The sequence below is a fragment of the Devosia ginsengisoli genome (assembly GCF_024707105.1).
Classification (GTDB): domain Bacteria; phylum Pseudomonadota; class Alphaproteobacteria; order Rhizobiales; family Devosiaceae; genus Devosia; species Devosia ginsengisoli_A.
This window is the reverse complement of the sequence record NZ_JANQAJ010000006.1, coordinates 398,204-423,792: the sequence shown is the minus strand read 5'-3', so window position 1 is coordinate 423,792 and position 25,589 is coordinate 398,204. Positions and strand designations below refer to the sequence as shown.

Genomic DNA, 25,589 nt, shown 5'->3' with positions numbered 1-25,589 from the left:
CTCCCTGCCGCACCCGGCGTGTAACTGATTAGTTACTTAGCTACACGCGATGCAGCACTGGCGTCAAGCGGGATGTATGGAAGACTTTTGGATGAGGAAGTCGGGAGCGGCCTCATGCCCTCGAAGACCTCATGGTGAGCCTGTCGAACCACGAGGTCGGGCGAGTGGAGCTATCGTGCCACGCCCTCGTGGTTCGACAGGCTCACCATGAGGGCTACTGGGGATGATGAGGGCTGCTGGGATAAAACAGCGCGCCATGCCCCTACAGCCCCAGCACCATGGTCAGCCCGATCACCGCCAGGAAAATCAGGATCATGCGGTCGAAGGCCTTGCGGCTGAGCTTGCTGCTGATCCATTGGCCCACGGGCATGAACAGCAGGATGGGAATGAGTGCCAGCAGGCCCTGCAGCAGCCATTCGGGCTGCATGATCCCGGCCGCCCACAGCGCCGGCAATTGTACCACCGAGAACAGCAGGAACATGGCCGAAACGGCGAAGACATGGGCCTCGCGCTCCAGCTTCATCGCATGGATGAAAGTGACGCCGATGGGCGAGGAAATGCCGGTGGCACCTTGCAGAATGCCAGCGCCGAGCCCGGCTGGCGGCCCCAGCCGCCGCGCCAGGTCGGGGCCGAGCGACCAGGTTGGCGCCATCAGCCGCAGCCCGACATAGGCCAGCAGCAGCAGGCCCAGCACCAGCACCAGCACGCGCTCGGGCAGGGTGGTCAGCGCCCAGGTGCCGATGCCGATGCCCACTGCGCCGCCGACGAGAAACAGCGGCATGAAGGCCAGCCGGTCCGAGCGGGCTTCCTTGCGGAAGCGCCAGACCTGCCAGATATTGGTGACGATGAGCGGAATGGTCATCAGCCCCACGGCATGCTGCAGGCCGAAGGCGGCGGTCAGCACCGGCAGGGCGATGAGCGGCAGGCCCATGCCGGTGGCGCCCTTGACCACGGCGCCCGCAGCCAGGGCCGCCGTCATGATGAGAGCCGCCGTCACGTCCATTTGTGTTCCCTGTCCGGTACATGTGACGGCCGGGCCGGAACGACCGGGGCAATCATCCATATGATGGAAAAGAAAAATCCTGTTTCCGCATCGCGCTGTCAATAGTCACCGGGTAGTTACTTGGTTGACAGTGCCGGATCGCTGCGGCAGTCTGCCCCCTTGGGCCGAGGACAAAAGTCCGGCCTTTCAACATCGAGGGAGGATGCAGATGAATCGTGACTTACGGTTTGTGCTGGCTGGCGGCGTTTCGGCGCTGTTGCTGAGCTCGTCGCTGGTCGCCGCGCAGGAATGGAAGCCCGACCGCCCGATCAACCTGATCGTGCCCTGGGGCGCCGGCGGTTCGACCGACCAGGTGACCCGCGTCACCGCGCCGATCCTGGCCGAGGCGCTGGGTGTGGATGTGGTCGTGGTCAACCAGCCGGGTGCCTCGGGCGCCATCGGCACCCAGGAAGTGCTCAACGCGCCGCATGACGGCTATACCTGGACCGCCAATGCCATCGCCAACAATGCCACCTATTCGGTGTCGGGCCTGCTCGAAGGCACCGATATCGACGACTGGCACATCTATCTCTCCGTCGCCAACGTGCCGGTCGTGAGCGTGACGGCCGGCAGCGAATTCACCGATTTCGGCCAGTTGCTGGACGCGCTCAAGGCGCGAGGCCAGGAGATCACGGTGGCTACGGCCGGCATCACCTCTTCGGGCGGCACGGCCATTGCCGCACTGTCCGATGCGGCCGACGGCTTCGACTACAACATGATCACCTATGACGGTGGTGGCCCGGCCGCCATTGCCACGGCGGCAGGCGAAGCCATGGTCACCACGCAACTGGCGGTGGAACAGACCGAACTGATCCGCGGCGGGCGCCTCAAGGCCCTTGCCGTGCTGTCCGACCAGCCGCTGGTTCTGGATGGGGTCGATCCCATTCCGCCGATCACCGACTGGATTCCGGACATGGAACTGGCCCCCGACTATTTCGGCATCTTCATTCCGGCCGACGCGCCGCCCGAAGTGCTGGCCACGGTCGATGCCATCTGGGCCGACAAGGTGATGAACTCGCCCGAGCTCAAGACCTATGCCGAAACCTTCGGTGCGGTCTTCGCGCCCTCCTATGGGCCCGAGGCCCGTGCGCTGGCCATGCCGGTCGCGATCCTCGAAGCCTGCTCGTCGGTGGCGCGTGGCGAGGCGGTCAACGACCCCTCCACCATCGGCATCGACTGCGAGACCCGCACCGAAGTCGGGCAGTAAGAGTCGGGGCCTCGGTGGTCACCGCCATTGAGGCTCTTCCCTTCTCCACTTGCGGGAGAAGGTGCCCGAAGGGCGGATGAGGGGTTCTGTGCTATCCGACTGCATTGAAGCATGGGAGAGCGCAGCACCCCTCACCCGGTTCTTCCGCTGGACGCGGAAGAACCACCCTCTCCCGCAAGGGGAGAGGGGTAGAGATGGTCTTTACTAGGGAGGCGGGCATTGGACACACCGACTGAAGCGGACGAAACCGCCATCCGGGCGCGGGCCGATCTGCTGACATCAATCGTGCTGGTGGGGCTGGGCCTTACCATTTTCTACCTGTCCTGGACCATGCCGCGCCTCGAGGCGCGGCACATTCATCCCGCCACCATTCCGGGGCTGGTGCCGCTGATCCTGTCGGTGGGGCTGACGCTGTGCGGCGCGCTGCTGGGGCTGCGCTCATGGCGCATCGAGGCCGAAGGCGGCTGGCGCGGCCTGGCCGGTATATTCACCACGCGGCAGGCCTTGCGCGTGCTGGTCATCCTGGGGCTGGCGCTGGTCCATACGCTGATCCTGGTCGGCTGGCTGCCCTTCTGGGCTGCCGCCATGCTGTTCATCTTCGCCTTCATCATGATTTTCGAGACCTGGCTGGCCGATGGGCCCATCACGCCGCTGTCGACACTGGGCTGGGCCATCGCCATTGCCGTGTTCGGCGGCGGGGGCATCTACCTCGTCTTCGAACGCATCTTTCTCGTCCGCCTGCCGTAAGGATTCCAGATGTTTGACGGACTGCTCCTTCTCGGTCAGGGCATCGGCCACTTCCTCACCCCCGCCGCATTGTTCAATGTCGCCTGGGCGACCCTGCTCGGCGTGGTCATCGGCATATTGCCGGGGCTGACCGCCACGATGGGCGTGGCCCTCTTGGTAACGCTCACCTACAAGATGGCGCCCGACCAGGCGATCCTCACGCTGATGTGCGTCTATCTCGGCGCCATCTATGGCGGCAGCCGTACCGCCATCCTGCTCAATATTCCCGGCACCCCCGCCAATGCGGCGGCGACGCTGGACGGCCATCCCCTGGCCCAGCAGGGCAAGGCCGGCCTCGCCATGGGCCTGGCCACCACCTCGTCCACCCTGGGCACGCTGGTCGGCATCTTCTTTCTCGCCATCATCGCGCCCTTCCTCGCCGAGGCGGCGCTGAAATTCGGCTCCTACGAATTCTTCTGGCTGGCTTTGTTCGGCGTGGTGATTTCGGGCCAGATGACCGGCAGCGATACGCCGCTCAAGGGCTATATTGCGGGCATTCTGGGCCTGCTCGTCGCCATGGTGGGCATGGAAACGCTGCATGCGCATCAGCGCTTCACTTTCGGCATTTCCCAGCTAGGCGGCGGCATCGACCTGATCCCGGCCATGGTGGGCGCCTTCGGGCTGGCCGAAATCCTCTCGGCCATGAAACGCAATGCGGTGGCCCATGTGGCTTCGGTCAATGACCGGGTGGTGCCGACCTTCCGCGAGATTTTCCGGTATTGGAAAACCATCATCCGCTCCGGCGTCATCGGCACCTTCATCGGCATCATTCCCGGTGTAGGCGAGGATGTGGGCTCCTGGACCTCCTATGCCGCGGCCAAGCGGGCCTCCAAGCATCCCGAGGAATTCGGCAAGGGCAGCCAGGAAGGGCTGATCGCCGCGGAAACCGGCGACAATGCCGTGGTCTCGGCGGCGATGATCCCGACACTCACTCTGGCTTTGCCCGGCTCGGCCGCCGCGGCCGTACTGATCGCGGCTATGTATATCCACGGCATCAGGCCCGGGCCGATGATCATGGTGGAAAATCCGGTTTTCCTCTACCAGGTCGTGGCCATGTTGCTGCTGGCGACGCTCGCCAACCTGGTCTTCGGCCTGTCGCTGACCAAGGTCTTCATCCAGGTCCTGCGCGTGCCGCGCCAGCGGCTGATGGCGGTGATCTATATCCTCTGCGTGGTCGGTTCCTTCGCCATCACCCAGCGCATGTTCGACGTCTATGTCATGCTCGGCTTCGGCGTCTTCGGCTTCATCCTGCGCGAAATGAAATATCCCATGGCCCCCATGGTGCTGGGCATCGTGCTGGGCGATCTGCTCGACCTCAACCTGCGGCGCGGCCTGCTGCTGACCAATGGCGATCCAACCCCGTTCTTTACCCGTCCGATCAGTGCTGTTATCTGCCTCATCATCGTCTTCACCATCCTGATGTCCATTCCGGCGGTATCCAAGCGTGTCCGAGCCCTCTTCACCCGCGGTCGCGCCGCCCCAGCCCAAGGCTGAGGCGGCCCCGGCCAAGCGGGCGCGCAATTCGATCAAGACCAAGGCGGCGATCCTGGTCGCCGGCCGGGCCGAATTCGCCGAGCGCGGCTTCGAGGGCGCGCGGGTGGATGCCATTGCCGCTTTGGCGGGGGCCAACAAGCGGCTGCTCTACCACTATTTCGGCAACAAGGAGGATCTCTACCGGGCCGTCCTGCTCGATGCCTATCAGGAGATCCGCCGCGGCGAACGGGCGCTGAGCCTCGACCAATACGGGCCGGTCGATGCCATGGACCGGCTGGTGCGCTTCACCTTCCGCCACTTCCTCGCCAATCCGTGGTTTCCGCGCCTGCTCGGCACCGAAAACATCGAGAATGCCCGGTTCCTCAAGACCCTGCCCGATATCCAGGCCCTGCATTCCCCGCTGGTCGGGCAGATCCGCACCATTGTCGAACGCGGCGCCGAGATCGGCATTTTCCGCCGCGACGTCGATCCGGTGCAGCTCTATATCTCCATCGCCGCCCTGGGCTTCTTCTACGTCTCCAACATGGCGACGCTGTCGGTGATCTTCGCGCGGGACCTCAGCGGTATCGACATGGTGCAGGAGCGCGAGGCGCAGGCAGTGCAGATGGTGCTGGATTATCTGCGGACCAAGCCGGCTTGAGGTTTTTTGTCGGATACCCCCTAGCCTCCCCCTGATAGGGGAGGAATCCGGCCGGTGGGTGGGGCAAGATCGTGCCAAATCCCCGATCTGCTCCTTCCCCTATCAGGGGGAGGTTGGGAGGGGGTATCCTCTTGGAAAAGCCTATTCCAACGGCGGTAGCACCGTGGCGGCTTTCTCCCGCAAGCGCTCGATCAGTTCGGCCACGCGGGGCTCTTCGGCCCGTTCCAGCAGCACATAGATGCCGATCAGGCTCTGCCGCGTCGGTTCGGTCACGCTGACCTGTCGCAGGCCGCGGCTGATGAATTCCTCGGCCATCACCTCGGTATGGCTGAGCACCGCGTCGCTGCGCTCGACATAGTCGAGGCAGGCGGCCAGCGAATTGGAGGCAAACACATATTTGCCCTGGTCGAACGGGGCGCTGGCCGTGGTGGTGCGGCTCCAGGTCTCGAAGAAGCGCTGGTGGCGGACCTCGGGCAGTGAGCTGGTGACCGCCGGATAGGCTTCCACCTCCGTCATCGAGCGGGGGCGGCTGAGCAAGGGATGGCCCTCGCGCACGAAATAGCCCTGGCCGACCCGGGTCAGCGGCAGGAGGCGGGCGCCGGTGCTGCGGCTCAGCCCCTCGATCTCATGGGCCACGAACAGGGATATGTCGCCACTCAGCAATTGGTCCATGCAGCGCAACTGGTTGCCCAGGCTCACATGGATGCGCGCATTGGGGTAGTTCCTGGAATAGTCGAGCACCATGTCGCGGATGAACAAAGTCCACCATGAATAGCCCGAGCCGATCCGCAAGCCCTGCTCGGTGCGGCCCTGCTGGTGGGCGATCGCATTGAGCGTATTGTCATAGAGCCGGCGCATCAGCCGCCCGTTCTGATAGAGCGTCTCGCCATATTCGGTCAGCTCCACCCCGCGCGGCGTGCGGATCAGCAGCTTCACCCCGAGATTTTCCTCGAGCTTGCGCATGTTGAAGGTCAGCGTCGGCTGGGTGACGAACAGGGCCGTCGCCGCGGCGCTGATCGTGCCCGCCTCGGCCACGGCGAGGAACTGGTTGAGCAGCTTGTCCATGGGGCCGGTCTCCATGCCATAGAAACAATCTATACCGGACAGGATATTTCCTATTTTTCTTTTGGTCGAGACTGCGCCAAGGTGGCGGCAGCGAGACAGGAAACGGCCGATAACGGCCATGGGAGCCAGACGCGTCTGCGTTCGCGGGGACGGTCTGAAACAGCGGGAATCCGGGACGATCCGGCTCGGGCAGCGACACTGCCGGAGGGAGATTTCACCAGCTTTCCGCATCTTCCATACAAGTCATTGCCTTGCCGCAAACGTGTGTGCTATGTCGTAACCAGTCGGTTATTTGTGTAACTTTCGTAGGGAGTTTCCGGCGAAAAGCACAACCGAGAATGCCGGCAGCGATGCCGGCCTCGGGGCAGAACAAGTAACCGATTGGTGATTAGCAGCGGGGAGGCTGCGAATTACGCATCCGTTCCGGGAGCCGGAACGACCACAGTTCATGGGAGGAAAACCGAATGACTATCCGCATCGACCGCCGTCAGTTCCTGATGGGCAGTTCCGCGCTTGTCGCCGCCGGCGCCGCCGGCGTCATGCCGGCCTGGGCTCAGGGCGCCAATATGCGCCTCACCTTCTGGGGCGGCCAGGACCGCGCCGACCGCACCTATGGCGTGACCGACCTCTACACCGCCGCCAATGGCGGCTCCATCGAGGGCGAGTTCCTGGCCTGGAACGACTACTGGCCCAAATTGGCCACCCAGACCGCGGGCGGCAACGCCCCCGACCTGATCCAGATGGACTACCGCTATATCGTGGAATACGCCCAGCGCAACGCCATCGCCTCGCTCGACGAATTCGTCGGCGGCGCGCTCAAGCTGGACGATTTCGACGCCGACCAGTTGGAAGGCGGCAAGGTCAACGGCCAGCTCTACGGCATCTCGCTGGGCGCCAATACGGTGGCCACGCTCATCAATACGGCCGCCTTCGAGGAAGCCGATATCGCGGTGCCGACCAGCGACTGGACCTATGACGACATCCTGGCCACCGGCGAAGCCTTCGCTGCCGCCAATGTCCGCAACGGCATGAAGATGATGACCGATTCCTCGGGCACCGAGCCGATGCTGGACAACTGGCTGCGCCAGAAAGGCCTCGCGCTCTATACCGCCGAGGGCGAGCTGGGCTTCGGCGCCGACGAGATGATCGAGTGGTTCACCATGTGGAACAGCTTCCGCGATGCCGGCGTGATCGTTTCGCCGGAAGATCAGGCGCTCGACACCGGTCCGCTCGAAACTACCATGCTGGTTTCCGGCAAGGCGGCCATGATGCCATCCAATTCCAACCAGTTGGTCGGCTATCAGGCGCTGCTGCCGGACCGCCTCGACATGGTCGGCTATCCGCGTCTCGCCCCCGGTGTCGGTGGCGGTCACTACCGCAAGCCCTCGATGTTCTTCTCGGTGGCGGGCTCGTCGGCCAACAAGGAAGCGGCTGCCGAATTCCTCAGCTTCTTCATCAACGATCCCGACGCCGGCAAGATCCTGGGCGTCGAACGCGGGGTGCCCTGCGCCGCCGCCGTACGTGATGCGGTGGCCCCCACGCTCGACGCGCAGAACCAGATCGCGCTGCATTTCGTGGCCAATCTGGGCGACCTGCTCGGCCCGCTGCCGCCGCCGCCGCCGGCCGCTGCCGGTGAGATCGACATCTCGCTGCTGCGGACGCTGAGCCAGGAAGTCGCCTTCGGCGGCCGTTCCGCCGAAGATGCCGGTGTCTACTTCGTCAATGAAGCAGCCGCCATTCTGGACCGGGCCAGCTAAGCATGACCGCGCGCTCCCTTGAATCGGGCGCTCCCGCAAGGGAGCGCGCGGCACCCTCGCTCTGGGCCCGTATCTGGCAGAACGATGCCCCGGGCTATCTGTTCCTGCTGCCCTGGCTGATCGGCTTTCTCGGTCTGACCGTGGGGCCCATGGTCACCTCGCTCTATCTGAGCTTCACCCATTTCGACCTGCTGACCGCCCCGCGCTGGACCGGCGTCGACAACTATATGCGCATGTTCACCAATGACCCCAAATTCTGGGCGTCGATGCGGGTGACCATGTTCTTCGTCATCTTCTCGGTGCCGCTCAAGCTCGCCTTCGCGCTTGGCGTGGCCATGCTGCTCAATCGCGGCATTCGCGGCCTGCCGCTCTACCGCGCCCTGTTCTACCTGCCGAGCCTGCTCGGCGCCTCGGTGGCCATCGCCATCCTGTGGCGGCAGATTTTCGCCGGCGACGGCCTGGTCAACAAGTTCCTGTCGATCTTCGGCATTGTCGGGCCAAGCTGGATATCCAATCCCAACTATTCGCTGTGGACGCTGATCGTGCTGTCCATCTGGCAGTTCGGTTCGCCCATGATCATCTTCCTGGCCGGCCTGCGGCAGATCCCGCAGGACATGTACGAGGCGGCCAGCCTCGACGGCGCCAGCAAGTGGCGGCAATTCGTCAAGATCACCCTGCCGCTGCTGACCCCGGTCGTGTTCTTCAACGCCATCATCCAGACCATCGAGGCCTTCAAGAGCTTCACCCCGGCCTTCATCATCTCGGGCGGCACCGGCAACCCGATCAATTCGACCCTGTTCTATACGCTCTATCTCTACCAGGAGGCCTTCGGCTTCTTCCGCATGGGCTATGCCTCGGCCCTGGCCTGGGTGCTGCTGGCGCTGGTGGGGCTGTTCACCGCCTTCTCCTTCCTGACATCGAAATACTGGGTGCACTACGATGACTGATGCCCCCAACAAGCTGACCGTGGTCGGCCTGCGCAAGCTCACCCCGATGCAGCGCCGCCTCGTCTCGGTGCTGATCCATGTGGCGCTGCTCGGCGCCTCGGTCCTGATGCTCTATCCGCTGCTGTGGATGCTGGCCGCCTCGTTCCGTCCGGAAAACGAAATCTTCACCTCGGCCAGCATCATCCCCTCCGCCTGGAGCCTCGATGCCTATTTCCGCGGCTGGAACGGGCTGCGCACCAGCTTCGGCACCTTCTTCACCAACAGCTTCATCATCTCCATCCTCAGCGTCTGCGGCAATGTCATGGCCTGCTCCATGGCCGCCTTCGCCTTTGCGCGCCTGCAGTTCCGCGGCAAGAACTTCTGGTTCGCCCTGATGCTGATGACGCTGATGCTGCCCTATCAGGTGACGCTGATCCCGCAATATGTGCTGTTCCGCCAGCTTGGCTGGGTGAACACTTTTCTGCCGCTGGTGGTGCCTAAATTCCTTGCCGCCGATGGCTTCTTCATCTTCCTCATGGTGCAGTTCTTCCGCGGCCTGCCCAAGGAGCTGGACGAGGCTGCCCAGATGGACGGCTGCTCGCCCTGGCGCATCTACTGGAAGATCGTGCTGCCGCTCTCCATGCCCGTGCTGGCGACGGCCGCCATCTTCACCTTCATCTGGACGTGGGACGATTTCTTCGGACCGCTGATCTATCTCAGCGAGATGCGGACCTATACCGTGATGCTGGGCCTGCGCACCTTCACCGACAGCACTGGCATGTCCGATTATGGCGGGCTGTTCGCCATGAGCGTGCTCAGCCTGGTGCCGATTTTCCTGTTCTTCCTGTTCTTCCAGCGCCTGCTCATCGAGGGCATCGCCACGACGGGGATGAAGCGGTGAGGACGGGCGCTATGCACGGGCCTGTTCACCTCTCCCCTCAGGGGAGAGGTCGACCCGAAGGGTCGGGTGAGGGGTTCAGCTTCGGTATTCCTGCCGAGGGGCCTTCACCCCTCACCCCAGCCCTCTCCCCTGAGGGGAGAGGGGGGCCGTCCGGTGGACGTTCCGTCACCCAGTTTCTTCCAGGGCTCTTCTCTATGACCGACATCAAGTTTGCCGCCATCGGCATCAACCACAGCCACATTCATGGCCAGGTCGATTGCCTCAAGGATGCCGGCGCGCAGTTCGTTGCCTTCCACGCCGTCGAGGACGATCTCGCCGCGGCTTTCGGGGCCAAATATCCCGAGGCCAAACGCGTCGACGATCCCAGGGCGATCCTGGAAGACCCTGATATCGCCGTGGTGCTGACTGCGGCCATTCCGGCCGACCGCGCGGCCATCTCGCTCGCCGCCATGCGGCATGGCAAGGACGTGCTGACCGACAAGCCGGGCATGACCAGCTTCGCCCAGCTTGACGAGCTCCGGAAAGTGCAGGCGGAAACCGGCCGCATCTATTCGGTGCTCTATTCCGAGCATTTCGAGGTGCGCGCCACGGTGGAAGCGGGCAATCTCATCGCCCAGGGCGCCATCGGCAAGGTCATCAACACGGTGGGCCTGGGGCCCCATGCGCTCAAGAACAATCCGCGCCCCGACTGGTTCTTCGACCGTCAGCGCTATGGCGGCATTCTCTGCGACATTGCCAGCCATCAGTTCGAGCAGTTCCTGTTCTTCTCCGACGCCAATGATGCCGAAGTGATCTCGGCCAGCGTCGCCAATCGCGCCAATCCCGACCGGCCGGGTCTGCAGGATGTGGGCGACGTGCATCTGCGGACACCAAACACTTCGGGCTATATCCGCGTCGACTGGTTCACCCCCAAGGGCCTGCCCACCTGGGGCGACGGGCGCCTGACCATTCTGGGCACCGAGGGCTATATCGAGCTGCGCAAATATATCGATATTGCCGGCCGGCCCGGGCAGGATCACCTGTTCATGGTCAATCACGAAGGCCCGCGCCACGTGGATTGTTCGGCCGTGGACCGCCCCTTTGGCCGGCTTTTCCTCGATGATGTGCGCAATCGCACCGAGACCGCCATGCCGCAGGAGCGGTGCTTCAATGCCATGAAGCTGGCGCTGACGGCGCAGGCATTGGCCGAACGCGGAACGGAGTGGGCGCAATGAGCAGGGTTTTCAACGTCGCCGTCATCGGTTGCGGCATCGGCCGTTCCCATATCGTCGAGGGCTACCTGCCCAATGCCGACAAGTTCAAGGTCAAGGTGCTCTGCGATCTCAATGCCGAGCGGCTGGGCGGCGTCGCCGACGAATTCGCCATCGAGCGCCGCATTGCCGGCTTCGATGACGTGCTTGGCATGGACGATATCGACATTATCGACATCTGCACCCCGCCGGGCCTGCATTTCCCCATGGTCATGGCGGCGCTCAAAGCCGGCAAGCATGTCATCTGCGAAAAGCCGCTGGTCGGCTCGCTCGCCCAGGTCGATGCGGTCATGGAACAGGAAAAAGCCAGCAAGGGCATGCTGATGCCGGTGTTCCAGTACCGCTTCGGCAATGGCATCGAGCAGGCCAAGGCCATCATCGATGCCGGCATTGCGGGAAAACCCTTCATGGGCACGGTCGAGACGCTGTGGCGGCGCGACGCGCCCTATTATGCCGTGCCCTGGCGCGGCAAATGGGCCACCGAACTGGGCGGCGTGCTGATGGGCCATGCCATCCACCCGCATGACCTCTTCACCTATCTCATGGGCGATATCGAACGCGTCTTCGGCCGCGTCGCCACCCGCGTCAATCCGATCGAGGTGGAGGACACGATCTCGGCCTCGCTGCAGATGAAGAACGGCGCCCTCGCCAGCCTCACCGCCACCCTGGGCTCGGCCGACGACACCACCCGCATTCGCCTGGCCTTCGAGAATGTCACCTTCGAGAGCGATCATGCGGCTTACAATCCGGGCGAAAAGCCCTGGAAGATCCAGCCGCGCAACCCCGAGACGGCGGCCAGGATCGACGCTTTGCTCAAGGACTGGAAGCATGTGCCGTCCAGGTTCCAGACCCAGATGGCCCGTTTCCACGATGCCCTCATGGGCACCGGCCCGCTGCCGGTGACATCGGCGGATTCGCGCCGTTCGCTCGAACTGGTCACCGCCTTCTATCATTCGTCGGCAACCAATGAGGATGTCGTCCTGCCCATCGGCCCCGGCCATCCGCTTTACGAAAGCTGGGTTCCGGCCCAGTTCCGGGCGGCTTAGGAGTAAGAGCTCATGTCGACCCCCATCCAGCTCCGCCAGATCGTCAAGGCCTATGGCGACGTGGAAGTGATCCACGGCGTCGATCTCGACATCGATCCGGGTGAATTCACCGTCTTCGTCGGCCCCTCGGGCTGCGGCAAATCCACTTTGCTGCGCATGATTGCCGGGCTCGAGCCGATCACCGGGGGGACCTGCTGATCGACGGCGAGCGCATGAACGACGTGCCGGCGGCCAAGCGCGGCATCGCCATGGTGTTCCAGTCCTATGCGCTCTATCCGCATATGAGCGTCTACCAGAACCTGGCCTTCGGGCTCGAAACCGCCCGCGCCCCCAAGGCGGAGATCAAGGAGCGCGTGCAGCGCGCCGCCGAAATCCTGCAGATCGTGCCGCTGCTGCAGCGCAAGCCCAAGCAATTGTCGGGCGGCCAGCGCCAGCGCGTCGCCATCGGCCGCGCCATCGTGCGCGAGCCACGCATTTTCCTGTTCGACGAGCCGCTCTCCAATCTCGATGCCGAACTGCGCGTGCAGATGCGCGTCGAGATCGCCAAGCTGCATAACGACCTCGGCAACACCATGATCTACGTCACCCACGATCAGGTGGAAGCCATGACCATGGCCGACAAGATCGTGGTTCTGCGCCAGGGCGTCATCGAACAGGCCGGCGCGCCGCTCGAACTCTACAACACGCCGAAGAATCTGTTCGTGGCCGGCTTCATCGGCTCGCCCAAGATGAATTTCCTCGCCGCCAGCGCCGATGGTTCGGCGCTGAAAGTGGCGGGCAACACGCTCGACCTGCCGCGCCCGGTGACCGGCGCGACCACGTTGGGCGTGCGCCCCGAACACATCACCATATCAGAAGGCAGCGGCCTCAAGCTGGCCGATGTGCGCGTGGACCTGGTGGAAAATCTCGGCGGCCAGACGGTGGTCTATGCCACGACGGCCGACAATCAGCCGCTCACCATCGTGCTCGAAGGCCAGCGTCCGGTGGAACTGGGCTCGACCGTCGGCGCCCATATCGACCCGTCCCGCCTGCACCTGTTCGATGCCGAGGGCAATGTGATCTAGGGCCCGCCCTTCCCCTCGATCATCACCGCCAACCCGTCCAGAATCCGCTCCAGCCCGAAATCGAAGGCGCGGTCGGGGTCGCCCAGGCCATAGAGTTCGCCGACCACCGGGCCGATGCGGCTGGCGACGGGGTAGGGGGAATAGTCGAGCGTTTCGAGGAAAGGCGCGATGGCGTACCACCATTCGTCATCGCTCATGCCGGTCTGTTCCTTGACCATGCGCGAGCGGGCCACGTCGCGGGCGGCGCCGAAGACGTAATTGGCGATCATGGTGACGCTCATATCCATCTCGATCTCATCGAGCCCCAGCCCGTCCAGCGCGCTGAGGAAGACCTCGTAGGACTTCATCGTATTGGGGCCGAGCACCGGGCGGTGGGTGGACACCTGCAGCACCCAGGGATGGGCGATGTAATATTTGCGGAATTCGGAGGCGACCATGGTCACATTGGCGCGCCACTGCGCCGGATCGAAGACCGGCATGGGATAGTCCCCGCCCGACACCGCATCCAGCATCAGGTCGAGCAGCACCGACTTGTCGGGAATGTGGGTGTAAAAGCTCATCGGCGAAATGCCGACGGCCTCGGCCACCCGGCGGGTCGAGACGGCGTCGATCCCCTCCGCATCGGCAATGCGCACCGCCGCCTGCACCAGGTCGGTCAGCGCCACCCTGGCCTTCGGACCGCGCTTTGGCGTATCGACCCGCCCCCACATCAGTTGCAGGGTTTTGATGGGGTCGCCGCGCCCGGCAATATCCTCGGCCATTGGGTCTCCAAATAACTCTTTACACCGTACGAGATTGTGCTAAACCCTGTGCGGCGTACGGAGTTATACGGCTCCGCGACGCAAAAGTCGAGCCTGCTGTCGAAAACCCGCCTGCTGCCGCGTCATGTCAGCAGGGCCGGGTCAGTGTGCCCGCATCGCACAGGGGAAGCCGATGATCCATGCCAGAGATTTGACCCGTACCTTCAAGACCAAGGCCGGCCCGGTAGAGGCCGTGCGCGGCCTCAGCCTCGACGTGGCCGAGGGGGAGCTGGTGGCTTTTCTTGGCCCCAATGGCGCCGGCAAATCCACCTCGGTGCGCATGCTGACCACGCTCCTGCCGCTCACATCCGGCAGCGCCAGCGTCAGCGGGCATGACGTGGTGGCCGATCCGGCCGGCGTACGGCGCCAGATCGGCTATGTCGGGCAGGGCACAGGCTCGGGGCCCTATCATCGCGTGCGCGACGAGCTGGTGACGCAGGGCAAGGCCCAGCGCATGACCGCCTCGGCGGCCCGCAAGCGCGCCGACGACCTGCTCGGCATGCTCGAACTCGATGGCCTGGCCGACAGGCCTTGTGCCTCGCTGTCGGGCGGCCAGAAGCGGCGGCTCGATGTGGCCCTGGGCCTGATGCATACCCCGCCGATCCTGTTTCTCGACGAGCCCTCCACCGGGCTCGACCCACATAGCCGCGCCAATCTCTGGGATCACATCACCAGCCTCCGCAAGGCCAGCGGCATGACCATCTTCCTCACCACCCACTATCTCGACGAGGCGGACACCATGGCCGAGCGCGTCATGGTGATGGACAATGGCATCATGATCGCCGACGACACCCCGGCGCGGCTCAAGGCCGATCTGGCGGGCGACACTATCCATGTCAGCGTGCTCTGCGAGGACCAGTCGGGCAATGCCGCCGAGATCGCGCAGAACCTGCCCGATGCGCGCGAAACCAGGGTCGATGGCCGCGACGTCGCCGTCACCCTGCGGGATGGCGAGGCCGTCTTGCCCGAATTCATCCGCCGGCTGCATCAATCCGGCATCGAAGCCATCAGCGCCAGGGTCGTGCGGCCGACGCTGGACGATGTGTTTCTGGGCCTGACCGGGCGCTCGCTCAGGGAGGCGGCGGCTTAGCCGTTCCAGTCTCGTTAGACCTCATGGTGAGCCTGTCGAACCACGAGGTCGGGTACGCCAATCTCGGCACGACCTCGTCCTTCGACAGGCTCAGGACGAGGTCTACTGACAGTCAGGATCAAAACATGTCCTTCTTATCAGACACCGCCATTTCCTTCCGCCGCGAAATCGGCCCCACCCTGCGAAGCTGGTACTACATCATCTTCGGACTGGTGCAGCCGCTGCTCTATCTGGCGCTTTTCGTACCTTTGCTCGGCGCCATTCCCGGCCCCGAAGGCACCTCGCCGCTGCAATGGTTCGTGCCCGGCATGGTGGTCATGCTGGTGCTGTTCACCACCGTATCCTGCGGCTGGGCGCTGACCGAGGAATTGATGAGCGGCAGCTTCGAACGCTTCCTTGCCACCCCGATGAGCCGGCCCGCCATCATGGTGGGCCGGGCGCTCAAGGAACTGGCGCCGCTGCTGGTGCAGGCGCTGATCCTGATCGTCGTCGCCACGCCATTCGGCCTGGTGCTGCATCCGCTGCATATGCTGCTGGGGCTGGCCATGCTGATGCTGTTCGGCGTGGGCGTCGCCTCGCTCTCCTATGCCCTGGCCATTGCCAGCAAGCATGATGGGAGCCTGTTCTATCTCGTCAGCCATTCGGTGGCCCTGCCGATGATGCTGCTGGGTGGCGTGCTGCTGCCCATGACCAATGCGCCGGCCTGGCTCTATATTGCCAGCCGCTTCAATCCGCTGACCTATCTGGTCGAAGCCGAACGCGCTTTGTTCATGGGTGAGATTTTCGTCATGCCGGTGCTGTATGGCGCGCTGGTGGCGGTGGTCGTGGCGGTGGCCGGTCTCGCGGTGGGCGTCAGCCAGGTGCGCAAGGCTTCGCTCTAAAGAGCGATAGCGAGGTCCGGTGAGCGTGGCCCACCCCCACCCTTGATCCCTCCCCACAAGGGGGAGGGAGACGACGAACACCGACATCTCAACCTGCGCCTCCCTCCCCTTGATGGGGAGGGATTGAGGGTGGGGTGACGGGAGCCACGGAAGGTCGAAGGAGCCTACACTTCTGACAGACCAAATCCTGCTTGACTCATTCATACCTCTCCAGCTATACATAATTCATAGCCAGTGAGGTATGGATTTGTCGACCACCCAGGACATGATCTTCCGGACGCTTGCCGATCCGACGCGCCGCGCCATTTTCGAGCGGCTGTGCCGGGAAGGCGAGATCACCGTCGGGGCTCTCACGGCCCAGGCTGGGGTGTCCCAGCCGGTCGTGTCGCGCCATCTCGGCGTGCTGAAACAGGCCGGCCTGGTGCGCGATCGCCATGAGGGAAGGCAGACCCATTACAGCGCCCTGCCGGGTGCCCTGGCGCCGCTGGTCGACTGGACCAGCGAAATGACCGGCTTCTGGGAGGGCCGGTTCGACGACCTGGAAAACCTGCTCAAGAGGATGGATCAATGACCGATATCGCCGGCACCACACCCTGGACCGCCAGCCAATGGATCCGCCAGATCCATCGCTGGCTCGCCATAGTCTTCACGCTCAGCGTCATCGTCACCTTCATCGCGCTGGCTCTGCCCGAGCCGCTGGTCTGGGTGTCCTATATTCCGCTCTTGCCGCTCTTCCTGCTGATGGGGACGGGCCTCTACATGTTCGTCCTGCCTTATGCCGCCCGCTGGCGCAGCCGCGGGAGCCTGGCCCGGTGAGCGACCAGCCCGAGATTCGCACCGCCGTCGTCGAACGGGAAATCGCCCATCCACCCGAGAAGATCTGGCGGGCGCTGACCCAACCACACCTGATCGAGGAGTGGCTGATGAAAAGCGATTTCAAGCCGGTCAAGGGACGGAAATTCCAGTTCCGCAACACGCCGAAGCCGGACATCGAAGTGGTGGTCGAATGCGAGGTGCTGGAGATCGAGCCTCACAAGACCCTCACCTATAGCTGGGTCGCCTATGGGCTCGAAACAACAGTGACCTTCACGCTGGAACCGACGCCATCGGGTACGATTGTCCGTATGGAACAGACCGGTTTCCGGCCCGAGCACGACCTTGCCTACAAGGGCGCCAAGGCAGCGTGGAAGCAGTTCATGGCGCGGCTGGAACAGGTCGTGGCGAAGCTGGACTGACGTCCAGGCCCGAGTGAAATGGAGTAGCGACGATGAAGATCAAGGTAACGACCATCTATGTGGACGACCAGGACAAGGCGCTGGCCTTCTATACCGATGTGCTGGGCTTCACCAAGAAGAATGACTTCGGCAATGCAGGCTATCGCTGGCTGACCGTGGTGCCGTCCGAGGACCCCGACGGCGTCGAGCTGCAACTGGCGCTCAACGACAATCCGCCGGCCAGGGCCTTCCAGCAGGCGACGTTCGAGCAGGAGCAGCCGGCCATCCAGTTCTTCACCGACGATGTGAAGGCCGATTGCGAACGCATCAAGGCCAGGGGCGTGGCGCTCCGCATGGAGCCGATCGACGTCACCGGCTCGACCATCGCCCAGCTCGACGATGGCTGCGGCAATATCGTGCAGATCACCCAGTTGAGCTGGTAGGGAGCCTCCCATGGCAACGCGCAAGACGACAAAGACCAGTCAGTCCTTCTCCGACGACGAAATCGAGGCGATGAAGGACAAGGTCGCCGAGGAAAAGGCCGAAAAGGCCGCCCGCCGCAAGGGCGGCAAGAAGGTCGATGGCGAAGCCGACCTGCTCGCCAAGGTCGCCGAACTCAACGGGCTCGACAGGGAACTGGCCGAAGGCCTCCATGCCCTGGTCAAGGAACATGCGCCCAGCCTCGCACCCAAGACCTGGTATGGCATGCCGGCCTGGGCGGGTGAGGACGGCAAGGCGGTGTGCTTCTTCACTCCCGGCGAAAAGTTCAAGGAGCGCTATGCCTCGCTGGGCTTCAATACCAGCGCCAAACTGGATGACGGCAATATGTGGCCGACCTCCTTCGCGCTGCTCAAGCTCGGCGACGCCGAGAAAAAGCAGATCGCCGCCTTGCTGAAGAAGGCGGTGGGCTAGGCTTCCCGCTTGAAAAATCACGCCCGCTGTCGAAAATCGGCTTGCTGACACGTCATGTCAGCAAGCCTTCTGCAATGTCGGTCTCGCTCCGGCCCCCACCATGAGGACTGTCCTTGACCAACCCCAATTACGGCTCGATCATCATTCGCGGCGCCCGCGAGAACAATCTCAAGAATGTCTCGCTCGATATTCCCAAGCGCCGCATCACGGTGTTCACCGGGGTTTCCGGGTCGGGCAAGTCGTCGCTGGTCTTCGGCACCATCGCGGCGGAAAGCCAGCGGCTGATCAACGAGACCTACCCCAGCTTCGTGCAGCAATTCATGCCGCGCTACGGCCAGCCCGATGCCGACCAGCTCGAAAACATCTCGGCCGCCATCATCGTCGACCAGCAGCGTCTCGGCGGCAATTCCCGCTCGACCGTGGCTACGGTGACCGATGCGGCGCAGATGCTGCGCGTGCTGTTTTCCCGGCTGGCCGAGCCGAAGCTGGGGCCGCCCAGCCTTTATTCCTACAACGATCCGCGCGGCATGTGCCCCGATTGCGAGGGCATCGGGCAGGTGGCGGCCATGGACATGTCGGCGGTGATCGATGAAAGCCGCTCGCTCAATGACGGCGCCCTGCTGCCCAAGGATTTCGCGGTCGATACCTGGTATTGGGAAATCTACAAGAATTCCGGCCTGTTCGACATGGACAAGCCGATCAGCAAATACAGCGCCGAAGAGCGCGAAAACCTGCTCAACCTCGATGACGGCCGCAAGATCAAGGTCGGCAAGATCGGCCTGACCTATGAGGGGGTGGTCGCCAAGCTCAAGAAGGGGCTGGGCTCCAAGGACCCCGAAAGCCTGCAGCCCCATGTACTGCGCGAATACGAGAAGATCTTCACCCGCGCCACCTGCCCGGCCTGCCACGGCACCCGCCTTAATCAGGCGGCGCTGGGCAGCAAGGTCAATGGCCGCAACATTGCCGAGCTCTCGGCGATGCAGGTCAGCGAATTGGCCAGTTTCGTTCGCAAGATCGAGGCGCCCCAGGTCGGCCCGATGCTCGAAGCCCTGGCCTTGCGGCTGGAAAACCTCGTCACTATCGGCCTTGGCTATCTCAGCCTCGACCGCGAAAGCTCGACCCTGTCGGGTGGCGAAAGCCAGCGCGTCAAGATGGTGCGCCACCTCGGTTCCTCGCTGACCGACATCACCTATGTCTTTGACGAACCGTCAGTGGGGCTCCACCCGCATGATGTGGGCCGCTTGGCCGGGCTGATGCAGCAGTTGCGCGACAAGGGCAATACCGTGCTCATCGTCGAGCACAAGCCCGACATGATCGCCATTGCCGACCATGTGGTCGATATGGGGCCCTTCGCCGGCTCCAAGGGGGCGAGCTGGTCTATCAGGGCGATTACGCCGGGCTGCTGACGTCAGGCACGCTGACCGGCAACCACATCAAGAAGCACCAGTCGATCAAGGAAAAGGTCCGCAAGCCCACGGGCGAGCTGAAGATCGCCCATGCCAGGCTCAACAATCTGCAGGACGTTTCGGTCACCATTCCCATGGGCGTGCTGACTGCGGTTTCCGGCGTCGCCGGCTCGGGCAAGTCGAGTCTGATCCAGGGCTGCCTGCCGCTGGCCTACCCTGATACCATCATCATCGACCAGAACCTGGCCCGCGGCTCGCGGCGGTCCAATACCGCGACCTATACCGGCATCCTCGACGCCGTCCGCAAGGCCTTCGCCAAGGCCAATGACGTCGATGCCGCGCTGTTCTCGGCCAATTCCAAGGGCGCCTGCCCGGATTGCAACGGGCTGGGCGTCATCTATACCGATCTCGCCCATCTCGACCCGATGATCACCACCTGCGAGACCTGCGAAGGCAAGCGCTTCCTGCCCGAGGTGCTTGAGCATCACCTGCGCGGCAAGTCCATCGCCGAAGTCTACGAGATGAGCATTTCCGACGCGGTGGGCTTCTTCACCGAACCGGCCATCGCCAGGATCTTGGGCGGACTCGACGATGTGGGCCTGGGCTACCTCACGCTCGGCCAGCCGCTCTCGACCCTCTCGGGCGGCGAACGCCAGCGCCTGAAACTGGCCGCCGAACTGGGCAAGAAGGGCAATATCTATGTGCTGGACGAGCCCACCACGGGCCTGCATATGAACGACGTCGATACGCTGATCGGCCTGTTCGACCGGCTGGTCGATGCCGGGTCCTCGGTCATCGTCATCGAGCATAATCTCGATGTGATCTCGCGGGCCGACTGGGTCATCGACCTGGGCCCGGGGGCAGGGCAGGATGGCGGCACAATCCAGTTCGAAGGCGTGCCCGCCGATCTGGCCAAGGCGAAACACTCGCTCACCGGCCAGCATCTGGCGGCGCGGTTCTAGGCAGACCTAGTCCCTCAGGTCGTCCTCGACATCGGTTTCGGGCCGGTCGCCGCCATCGGCCTGCTCCTCGTGCCAGCGTCCCTTGCTGTCCTGATACTGGATGGCTTCATCCCGGCCGCCGATCTGCTGGCGCCGGGCCGCGGCTTCGGCTGCTTCATGGGCCGCCTGATGGGTGGGGAATGTTTCGGAGAACACGTCTCCAACCTTGTAGGCATAGCCACCGTCATGTTCGACGATGTCATAAGTCACGTGGCCCATGATAGTCTCCTTTGCAATGCATAACTGGCGGGCGCTCAGGAGGTTGCGCTTGCTTTCCGTCGCGCCGACTCTACATGCTTAGCATGTCTCCGGAGCCTCTGCGTGACCGACCCATCCCCCAATACCCGCACCGCCATCAAGCTCGATATCGTCGTCATCGGTGCCGGCCAGGCGGGGCTCTCATCGGCCTATCACCTGAAACAGCTCGGCCTCACCCCCGGCCGCGATTTCCTCGTGCTCGACCGCGCGCCACAGCCCGGTGGCGCCTGGCAATATCGCTGGCCCTCGCTCACCCTCTCCACCGTCAATCGGGTGCATGACCTGCCCGGCCTGAGCTTTGCCGATAGCGCCGGCGGCGATGACAGCGTCATGGCCTCGGTTGCCGTGCCGCATTATTTCGCCGCCTATGAGGAGCGCTTCGGCCTAAACGTGCTGCGCCCGGCCACCGTCAATGTCGTCTGCGACCGGGGCGAGCGGCTGCGTGTCGAGAGCGATCGCGGCCTCTTCTCGGTCCGCGGCCTCATCAACGCGACGGGCACCTGGGAAAAGCCCTACATCCCCGATTATCCCGGCCGCGACAGCTTCCGCGGCCGCCAGCTCCATACCCAGCAATTTCGCACCGCCGAGGATTTCTCCGGCCAGCATGTGCTCATTGTCGGCGGCGGCATTTCCGCCATCCAGTTGCTCGACCAGATTTCGCAGGTGACGCGGACCACCTGGGTCACCCGCACCCCGCCGCGTTTCCGCACCGGCCCTTTCGATCAGGAAGCCGGCCGCGCTGCCGTCAAGCTGGTGGAGGATCGCGTCCGCGCCGGCCTGCCGCCCAATTCGGTGGTTTCGGTCACCGGCCTGCCGCTGACGCCGGCCATCGAGGCCATGCGCACCCGCGGCGTGCTGGAGCGGCAGGAAATGTTCAGCGAGATTACGCCATCGGGCGTGCGCTGGGCCGATGGAAGGACGCTCGATGTCGATGTCATCCTGTGGTGCACCGGCTTCCGCTCGGCGCTCGATCATCTCGCCCCGCTGCAACTGCGCGAGGAATCGGGCGGCATCACCATGACCGGCCGGCTGGCCACGCAGGTGGCGCGCGACCCGCGCGTGCATCTGGTGGGCTATGGGCCATCGGCCTCCACTATCGGGGCGAACCGGGCGGGGGCGGTGGCGGCGCGGGAATTGACGGGGTTTCTGGGGATTACCCCCACACAGCGCTAGCGGAAGCGTACCCCCACCCTCATTCCCTCCCCACAAGGGAGAGGGAAGCTATTCTGCTCTTGCGGATCGAAGCCCGGAACGAGGTCCTATCGTCTCCCTCCCCCCTTGTGGGGAGGGATCAAGGGTGGGGGTGGGTTGGCCCGAATATTGGAGCTATTCTTCGGCCAAGAATCGAGGCCAAATCCATGAAAACCTACACGCTCCCCCATACCAGCCGCACCGTTTCCAGCGTCGTCCTCGGCCTGATGCGCATTGCCAAGATGAGCGATGCCGAGATCGCCACCCTGTTCGGCACGGCCCGCGATGCCGGCATCAATGTCTTCGACCATGCCGATATCTATGGCGGCGAGCGCCATCGCTGCGAACAGCGCTTCGGCGAGGCCGTGCGCCTCACCCCAGCCGAACGCGACGCCATTGTCATCCAGTCCAAGGTCGGCATCCGCAAGGGCTGGTTCGATTTCTCGAAACAGCACATCCTCACCAGCGTCGATGAATCGCTGGCTGCCCTGCGCACCGATTATCTCGATCTTCTGCTGCTGCACCGCCCCGACACTTTGGTCGAGCCCGAGGAAGTGGCCGAAGCCTTCGAGCAACTGGTCGCCTCCGGCAAGGTGCGCCATTTCGGCGTCTCCAACCACACGCCGGGCCAGATCGAACTGCTCAAGACCGCGGTGAAACAGCCCCTGGTGGCCAATCAGGTGCAGCTCTCCATCACCCATGCCCCGCTCTTCGCCCAGGGCGTCGCCGCCAATATGGCCGGGCTCGAACAGTCGGTGTCGCGCGACAATGGCCTGCTCGATTATTCGCGGCTCAACAACATGATGCTGCAGGCCTGGTCGCCGTTCCAGAAGGCCTTCTTCGACGGCGTTTTCCTCGGCGACCGCGAGAATTTCGCCGAACTGAACGACGCCATCGACGCGCTCGCGGCCCAATATGGCGTCACCCCGACCGGCATCGCCGTGGCCTGGATCGTGAGGCATCCGGCCCATATCCAGGTCGTGCTCGGCACCACCAATCCGGGGCGCGTGAAGGATTCCGCCGCCGGCTCGGATGTGACGCTGACCCGCGAGGAATGGTATCGCCTGTTCCGCGCGGCAGGGCATACGCTGCCGTGATCGATCGCCACACCATCAGCTCCTGCCCACCTCCCCCTTGAGGGGAGGGTAGCGGCGCCTGGCCCGCAGGGCCTTGGCAAAGCTGGGGAGGGGGTGTCGAGGTTCCCACATGCTTGATGCTTGTTGAAGCCCCGACACCCCCACCCTTGATCCCTCCCCACAAGGGGGAGGGAGACGATGAACACCCGCATCCGATCTGACGCCTCCCTCCCCTTGATGGGGAGGGACCGAGGGTGGGGTGGTGCCACCCGCATGAAGCTACGGCCAAGCCGCATAGGACCCATCCGGGCTCGCCCGCCGCCGCACCTGCTGCCGATAGCGTCCGGGCGAAATCCCCTTGAGCCGGGTGAAGAAGCGGTTGAAGTACCCCGCGTCGCGAAAACCCAGCGCGTCGGCAATTTCCCGCACCTGCAGCGCCGAGCGTTCCAGCAGGCTCTCGGCATCTTCCAGCAGCCGCCCATGCGCCAGTTCCAGCGGCGATTGGCCGGTGCCGCGGCGGATGGCCGAGGTCAGCCGGTCGGTGGAAATGCCCATGGTCCGGGCATAGTCGGCCACGCGCCATTGCGCGCGGGCATTGAGCTCCACCAATTGCAGGAAATTCTGCACCAGCACGCGCGGCGCCGCCTGCGGCTGGGCCGCCACCTCGCCCAGCCGCCAGAAGGCGATGAGCACCAGGCACAGCCGGCTCATGATCGCCTCGCGCATGCCCGGCAGGTCCTCCAGCGTCTCGCGCTTTATATCTTCGAGGTCGCGGATGGTTGCGCGCGCGGTGGCCGGCTCGAGGCGCGTGCCGACCAGCGGCCGGTCGATGGCCTGGCGCAAGGGTCCGGCAATCGAACTGGCCGGCACCACCCGGCCCAGAGCCGCGTCCGACACGGTCATCATCACCCCGCGCGCGCCCGCTTCCAGCCGCACGCTGCCGACAAGGCCGTTGGGCAGCCAGATCACGCAGGGCGCCTCGATACTGGTTGTGCCGCTATCCAGCCGCACCATGCCGCTGCCCGAAGCCAGCACGAAGCCATGCGCCCCCAGCCGCGCCCGTGGCGCCGAAAAATCCCATTCGCTCGCCGACAGCGCCCCGGCAATGTCGTCTACTTCCACATCCTGCACCATGCCGGGGCCGGGCAGGGCGCGCATGGGATGTTCGGTCATGGCGGTCCCTTTAAGGAGTGAGATCGCCGTAAAAGTACATTTATCTTTCCGTAATGTCCATTTTATCTGCTGGAACCCCGCCCTACCATGCTGACAAGGACGGAACCGGCAGTAAGCCGGAACCGCATCTGGGAGCGCCCGCAGCGACGGGCATGGAGGAGCAAGTCATGACCACTTTTCGCCGCAGAACCGTCTTGCAGGGCATGGGCGTCAGCGCCCTGGCTACCGCCCTTGCCGGCCTGCCGGTCTTCGCGCAGGACCGCACAGCCATCCGCATCGGCTATGCCGTGCCCAAGACCGGCGCCAATGCCGCCGGCGCCGGCATTTCGACCACCCCCAATTACCTGCTCTGGGTGGATGACGTGAACAAGGCCGGCGGACTCGAACTATCCAAGCTGGGCGTCACCCTGCCGCTCGAAGTGGTCGAATATGACGACCGCTCCAGCTCCGAGGAACTGGTGCGCGCCGTCGAGCGCCTCGCCACCCAGGACAATGCCGATTTTATTCTGCCCAGTTGGGGCACCGGCCCCAACCTGGCTTCGGGCCCGACCTTCGATCGCTTCGGCTATCCCCAGCTTGGCGCCACCGCCGTCACCGACATGGCGCCCGATCTGGCCAAGCGCTGGAAGCACAGCTTCTGGCTGCTCGGCGGCGGTCACGATTATGCCAATGCCCTGGTGCAACTGCTGGTCAAGCAGCGCGAAGCCGGCACCATCAACAACAAGGTGGCGATTGCCTCGGTGGCCGACGGCTTCGGCATCGACCTCTCCAAGGCCGCGACGCCCGCCTTTACCGAAGCCGGGTTCGAGCTGGTCTATGACAAGACCTATCCGCTCGGCACGTCGGATTTCGCGCCCATCATCAACGAGGTCTCGGGCCTCGGCGTCGATACATTCGTCGCCTTCTCCTATCCGCCCGATACTTTCGCGCTGACCCAGCAATCGGTGGTCGCCAATTTCAGCCCCAAGGTCTTCTATCTCGGCGTCGGCACCGCCTTTCCGATCTATCCGGGCATTGCCGGCCCCAACCATGACGGCGTCATGGGCGTCGGCGGCATCGACCCCGACAGCGAAAAGCTCGCCGCCTATTTCGAACGCCATACAGCGCTCAATGGCCAGGCCCCCGATAGCTGGGCCAGCGCCATCACCTATGCGAGCCTGGAAATGCTGCAGCAGGCCATTGTCAGGGTCGGCGATCTCGACCGCGAGGCCATCACCGCCGAATTGTCGAGTGGCGAATTCGATACCGTCATCGGCAAGGTAAAGCTGGTCGACAACCAGTTGCGCGCGCTGTGGACCGTCGGCCAGTGGCAGGGCGGCAAGTTCGTCGGCCTGGCCCATACCGAGCGCGATGGCAGCCGCGATCCGGTCGTGCCCAAGCCGGCATGGGTTCCTGCGGCCTAAGCAAGC

26 protein-coding genes and 1 pseudogene are annotated in these 25,589 nt (G+C 64.1%); 22 read left to right on the top strand and 5 right to left on the bottom strand.

Going from position 1 to position 25,589, the window contains the following annotated elements; translation table 11 throughout:
• Positions 1-262: 262 nt before the first annotated feature.
• Entirely contained in the window at positions 263-1,003 is a 741-nt protein-coding gene (locus NVV79_RS05755) for a sulfite exporter TauE/SafE family protein (RefSeq protein WP_303987099.1), read from the bottom strand.
• 208 nt (positions 1,004-1,211) lie between these two features.
• On the opposite strand from NVV79_RS05755, the gene NVV79_RS05750 reads away from it, so the two are divergent.
• From NVV79_RS05750 to NVV79_RS05735, 4 genes are all read left to right on the top strand, one after another.
• Positions 1,212-2,249 carry a tripartite tricarboxylate transporter substrate binding protein gene (locus tag NVV79_RS05750; protein WP_303987097.1) on the top strand — a complete coding sequence of 346 codons (1,038 nt, stop codon included), beginning with the start codon at positions 1,212-1,214 and terminating at the stop codon, positions 2,247-2,249.
• A 219-nt stretch (positions 2,250-2,468) separates the two neighbouring features.
• Positions 2,469-2,996: a tripartite tricarboxylate transporter TctB family protein gene (locus tag NVV79_RS05745; protein ID WP_303987096.1), complete on the top strand. Its 528-nt coding sequence runs from the start codon at positions 2,469-2,471 to the stop codon at positions 2,994-2,996.
• Positions 2,997-3,005: 9 nt separating this feature from the next.
• Positions 3,006-4,529: a tripartite tricarboxylate transporter permease gene (locus NVV79_RS05740; RefSeq protein ID WP_303987094.1), complete on the top strand. Its 1,524-nt coding sequence runs from the start codon at positions 3,006-3,008 to the stop codon at positions 4,527-4,529.
• Entirely contained in the window at positions 4,480-5,169 is a 690-nt protein-coding gene (locus NVV79_RS05735; RefSeq protein WP_303987092.1) for a TetR/AcrR family transcriptional regulator, read from the top strand. The genes NVV79_RS05740 and NVV79_RS05735 overlap by 50 nt, the downstream gene beginning before the upstream one ends.
• Before the next feature lie 141 nt (positions 5,170-5,310).
• Here NVV79_RS05735 and NVV79_RS05730 read toward each other — a convergent pair whose 3' ends face one another.
• Complete coding sequence (locus tag NVV79_RS05730) at positions 5,311-6,234, bottom strand: LysR family transcriptional regulator (RefSeq protein ID WP_303987090.1); 924 nt, start codon at positions 6,232-6,234, stop codon at positions 5,311-5,313.
• 464 nt (positions 6,235-6,698) lie between these two features.
• Between NVV79_RS05730 and NVV79_RS05725 the strand changes: the two genes are divergently transcribed.
• From NVV79_RS05725 to NVV79_RS05700, 6 genes and pseudogenes are all read left to right on the top strand, one after another.
• Positions 6,699-7,991 carry an ABC transporter substrate-binding protein gene (locus NVV79_RS05725; protein WP_303987088.1) on the top strand — a complete coding sequence of 431 codons (1,293 nt, stop codon included), beginning with the start codon at positions 6,699-6,701 and terminating at the stop codon, positions 7,989-7,991.
• A 2-nt stretch (positions 7,992-7,993) separates the two neighbouring features.
• Positions 7,994-8,938, top strand: coding sequence for a carbohydrate ABC transporter permease (locus NVV79_RS05720; protein ID WP_303987086.1), 945 nt, complete (start codon positions 7,994-7,996; stop codon positions 8,936-8,938).
• A 46-nt stretch (positions 8,939-8,984) separates the two neighbouring features.
• Positions 8,985-9,818, top strand: a complete 834-nt coding sequence (locus NVV79_RS05715; protein WP_303988328.1) for a carbohydrate ABC transporter permease — start codon at positions 8,985-8,987, stop codon at positions 9,816-9,818.
• A 194-nt stretch (positions 9,819-10,012) separates the two neighbouring features.
• Positions 10,013-11,032 (top strand): Gfo/Idh/MocA family protein, encoded by a 1,020-nt coding sequence (locus NVV79_RS05710; protein WP_303987084.1) that lies wholly within the window; start codon positions 10,013-10,015, stop codon positions 11,030-11,032.
• Positions 11,029-12,114 carry a Gfo/Idh/MocA family protein gene (locus NVV79_RS05705; RefSeq protein ID WP_303987082.1) on the top strand — a complete coding sequence of 362 codons (1,086 nt, stop codon included), beginning with the start codon at positions 11,029-11,031 and terminating at the stop codon, positions 12,112-12,114. The genes NVV79_RS05710 and NVV79_RS05705 overlap by 4 nt, the downstream gene beginning before the upstream one ends.
• Positions 12,115-12,126: 12 nt before the next feature.
• Positions 12,127-13,178: pseudogene (locus NVV79_RS05700) on the top strand (ABC transporter ATP-binding protein).
• On the opposite strand, the gene NVV79_RS05695 reads toward NVV79_RS05700, so the two are convergent.
• The gene (locus tag NVV79_RS05695) at positions 13,175-13,939 is read right to left on the bottom strand and encodes a TetR/AcrR family transcriptional regulator (RefSeq protein ID WP_303987080.1); all 765 of its coding nucleotides are present in this window, start codon (positions 13,937-13,939) and stop codon (positions 13,175-13,177) included. The pseudogene NVV79_RS05700 and the gene NVV79_RS05695 overlap by 4 nt on opposite strands.
• A gap of 172 nt (positions 13,940-14,111) precedes the next feature.
• On the opposite strand from NVV79_RS05695, the gene NVV79_RS05690 reads away from it, so the two are divergent.
• From NVV79_RS05690 to NVV79_RS05650, 9 genes are all read left to right on the top strand, one after another.
• A complete protein-coding gene (locus NVV79_RS05690; RefSeq protein WP_303987077.1) occupies positions 14,112-15,068 on the top strand; it encodes an ATP-binding cassette domain-containing protein in 957 nt (318 codons plus the stop codon).
• A gap of 125 nt (positions 15,069-15,193) precedes the next feature.
• Positions 15,194-15,949, top strand: a complete 756-nt coding sequence (locus tag NVV79_RS05685; protein ID WP_303987075.1) for an ABC transporter permease — start codon at positions 15,194-15,196, stop codon at positions 15,947-15,949.
• A gap of 247 nt (positions 15,950-16,196) precedes the next feature.
• Entirely contained in the window at positions 16,197-16,520 is a 324-nt protein-coding gene (locus NVV79_RS05680) for a helix-turn-helix transcriptional regulator (protein ID WP_303988327.1), read from the top strand.
• Positions 16,517-16,765, top strand: a complete 249-nt coding sequence (locus NVV79_RS05675) for a hypothetical protein (protein ID WP_303987073.1) — start codon at positions 16,517-16,519, stop codon at positions 16,763-16,765. Before NVV79_RS05680 ends, NVV79_RS05675 begins: the two co-directional genes overlap by 4 nt.
• Positions 16,762-17,184, top strand: a complete 423-nt coding sequence (locus NVV79_RS05670) for an SRPBCC domain-containing protein (RefSeq protein WP_303987071.1) — start codon at positions 16,762-16,764, stop codon at positions 17,182-17,184. The genes NVV79_RS05675 and NVV79_RS05670 overlap by 4 nt, the downstream gene beginning before the upstream one ends.
• Positions 17,185-17,216: 32 nt before the next feature.
• Positions 17,217-17,606, top strand: a complete 390-nt coding sequence (locus NVV79_RS05665; RefSeq protein ID WP_303987069.1) for a VOC family protein — start codon at positions 17,217-17,219, stop codon at positions 17,604-17,606.
• A 10-nt stretch (positions 17,607-17,616) separates the two neighbouring features.
• On the top strand, positions 17,617-18,075 hold the full coding sequence (locus NVV79_RS05660; RefSeq protein WP_303987067.1) for a DUF1801 domain-containing protein: 459 nt from the start codon (positions 17,617-17,619) through the stop codon (positions 18,073-18,075).
• A gap of 113 nt (positions 18,076-18,188) precedes the next feature.
• On the top strand, positions 18,189-19,481 hold the full coding sequence (locus NVV79_RS05655; RefSeq protein WP_303987066.1) for a hypothetical protein: 1,293 nt from the start codon (positions 18,189-18,191) through the stop codon (positions 19,479-19,481).
• Between the two features lie 134 nt (positions 19,482-19,615).
• The gene (locus tag NVV79_RS05650; RefSeq protein WP_303987064.1) at positions 19,616-20,443 is read left to right on the top strand and encodes an ATP-binding cassette domain-containing protein; all 828 of its coding nucleotides are present in this window, start codon (positions 19,616-19,618) and stop codon (positions 20,441-20,443) included.
• A 6-nt stretch (positions 20,444-20,449) separates the two neighbouring features.
• Here the strand turns inward: NVV79_RS05650 and NVV79_RS05645 are convergent, their stop codons facing one another.
• Positions 20,450-20,701 (bottom strand): DUF2188 domain-containing protein, encoded by a 252-nt coding sequence (locus tag NVV79_RS05645; RefSeq protein WP_303987062.1) that lies wholly within the window; start codon positions 20,699-20,701, stop codon positions 20,450-20,452.
• Positions 20,702-20,803: 102 nt separating this feature from the next.
• On the opposite strand from NVV79_RS05645, the gene NVV79_RS05640 reads away from it, so the two are divergent.
• Positions 20,804-21,913 carry an FAD-dependent oxidoreductase gene (locus tag NVV79_RS05640; protein WP_303987060.1) on the top strand — a complete coding sequence of 370 codons (1,110 nt, stop codon included), beginning with the start codon at positions 20,804-20,806 and terminating at the stop codon, positions 21,911-21,913.
• Positions 21,914-22,098: 185 nt separating this feature from the next.
• Positions 22,099-23,028, top strand: coding sequence for an aldo/keto reductase family oxidoreductase (locus tag NVV79_RS05635; protein ID WP_303987058.1), 930 nt, complete (start codon positions 22,099-22,101; stop codon positions 23,026-23,028).
• Positions 23,029-23,286: 258 nt separating this feature from the next.
• Here the strand turns inward: NVV79_RS05635 and NVV79_RS05630 are convergent, their stop codons facing one another.
• On the bottom strand, positions 23,287-24,180 hold the full coding sequence (locus tag NVV79_RS05630) for an AraC family transcriptional regulator (RefSeq protein ID WP_303987056.1): 894 nt from the start codon (positions 24,178-24,180) through the stop codon (positions 23,287-23,289).
• 167 nt (positions 24,181-24,347) lie between these two features.
• Between NVV79_RS05630 and NVV79_RS05625 the strand changes: the two genes are divergently transcribed.
• Positions 24,348-25,583, top strand: a complete 1,236-nt coding sequence (locus tag NVV79_RS05625) for an amino acid ABC transporter substrate-binding protein (RefSeq protein WP_303987054.1) — start codon at positions 24,348-24,350, stop codon at positions 25,581-25,583.
• Positions 25,584-25,589: the final 6 nt, after the last annotated feature.

What these genes read in the sequence shown, in the direction of transcription:
- NVV79_RS05740 (WP_303987094.1), top strand. Translation starts at nt 3,006, where the DNA reads ATGTTTGACGGACTGCTCCTTCTCGGTCAGGGCATCGGCCACTTCCTC.
- NVV79_RS05730 (WP_303987090.1), bottom strand. Translation starts at nt 6,234, where the DNA reads ATGGACAAGCTGCTCAACCAGTTCCTCGCCGTGGCCGAGGCGGGCACG.
- NVV79_RS05650 (WP_303987064.1), top strand. Translation starts at nt 19,616, where the DNA reads ATGGGCGTGCTGACTGCGGTTTCCGGCGTCGCCGGCTCGGGCAAGTCG.
- NVV79_RS05685 (WP_303987075.1), top strand. Translation starts at nt 15,194, where the DNA reads ATGTCCTTCTTATCAGACACCGCCATTTCCTTCCGCCGCGAAATCGGC.
- NVV79_RS05710 (WP_303987084.1), top strand. Translation starts at nt 10,013, where the DNA reads ATGACCGACATCAAGTTTGCCGCCATCGGCATCAACCACAGCCACATT.
- NVV79_RS05665 (WP_303987069.1), top strand. Translation starts at nt 17,217, where the DNA reads ATGAAGATCAAGGTAACGACCATCTATGTGGACGACCAGGACAAGGCG.
- NVV79_RS05630 (WP_303987056.1), bottom strand. Translation starts at nt 24,180, where the DNA reads ATGACCGAACATCCCATGCGCGCCCTGCCCGGCCCCGGCATGGTGCAG.
- NVV79_RS05675 (WP_303987073.1), top strand. Translation starts at nt 16,517, where the DNA reads ATGACCGATATCGCCGGCACCACACCCTGGACCGCCAGCCAATGGATC.
- NVV79_RS05635 (WP_303987058.1), top strand. Translation starts at nt 22,099, where the DNA reads ATGAAAACCTACACGCTCCCCCATACCAGCCGCACCGTTTCCAGCGTC.
- NVV79_RS05625 (WP_303987054.1), top strand. Translation starts at nt 24,348, where the DNA reads ATGACCACTTTTCGCCGCAGAACCGTCTTGCAGGGCATGGGCGTCAGC.
- NVV79_RS05660 (WP_303987067.1), top strand. Translation starts at nt 17,617, where the DNA reads ATGGCAACGCGCAAGACGACAAAGACCAGTCAGTCCTTCTCCGACGAC.
- NVV79_RS05725 (WP_303987088.1), top strand. Translation starts at nt 6,699, where the DNA reads ATGACTATCCGCATCGACCGCCGTCAGTTCCTGATGGGCAGTTCCGCG.
- NVV79_RS05645 (WP_303987062.1), bottom strand. Translation starts at nt 20,701, where the DNA reads ATGGGCCACGTGACTTATGACATCGTCGAACATGACGGTGGCTATGCC.
- NVV79_RS05750 (WP_303987097.1), top strand. Translation starts at nt 1,212, where the DNA reads ATGAATCGTGACTTACGGTTTGTGCTGGCTGGCGGCGTTTCGGCGCTG.
- NVV79_RS05705 (WP_303987082.1), top strand. Translation starts at nt 11,029, where the DNA reads ATGAGCAGGGTTTTCAACGTCGCCGTCATCGGTTGCGGCATCGGCCGT.
- NVV79_RS05720 (WP_303987086.1), top strand. Translation starts at nt 7,994, where the DNA reads ATGACCGCGCGCTCCCTTGAATCGGGCGCTCCCGCAAGGGAGCGCGCG.
- NVV79_RS05690 (WP_303987077.1), top strand. Translation starts at nt 14,112, where the DNA reads ATGATCCATGCCAGAGATTTGACCCGTACCTTCAAGACCAAGGCCGGC.
- NVV79_RS05695 (WP_303987080.1), bottom strand. Translation starts at nt 13,939, where the DNA reads ATGGCCGAGGATATTGCCGGGCGCGGCGACCCCATCAAAACCCTGCAA.
- NVV79_RS05715 (WP_303988328.1), top strand. Translation starts at nt 8,985, where the DNA reads ATGCAGCGCCGCCTCGTCTCGGTGCTGATCCATGTGGCGCTGCTCGGC.
- NVV79_RS05755 (WP_303987099.1), bottom strand. Translation starts at nt 1,003, where the DNA reads ATGGACGTGACGGCGGCTCTCATCATGACGGCGGCCCTGGCTGCGGGC.